This window comes from Enterococcus spodopteracolus (assembly GCF_030441955.1).
GTDB lineage: Bacteria > Bacillota > Bacilli > Lactobacillales > Enterococcaceae > Enterococcus_B > Enterococcus_B spodopteracolus.
On sequence record NZ_JARJHD010000088.1, the window covers coordinates 1 to 231 of the forward strand.

At 47.6% G+C, this 231-nt stretch carries 1 protein-coding gene; it reads right to left on the bottom strand.

All coding sequences use genetic code 11. The annotated features are described in order from the left end of the window. A partial coding sequence (locus P3R27_RS15570; RefSeq protein ID WP_301399160.1) for a hypothetical protein occupies window positions 1-231 on the bottom strand: 231 nt, incomplete at both ends.

Consider the following 231-nt stretch of genomic DNA (forward strand, 5'->3'; position numbering starts at 1 on the left):
ATTCTCCTTTCTCTTTCCCTCTCCTTTTTCTCCTCCTTTCTCCCTTCCCTCTTTTTTCCTTTTCTTCCCTTCCTCCCCCTCCCCTCTTCCCTTCTCCTTCCTCTTTTTCCCTTCCCCTCCCTCTTCTTTCTTCCCCTTTCTCCCCTCCTTTTTCTTTTTTTTCTTTTTCTTTTCGGATTTTTTCTCTTTTCTCCCCCCCCCCTCCCCTCCCCTCCTTTTCTTCCTCTTTCC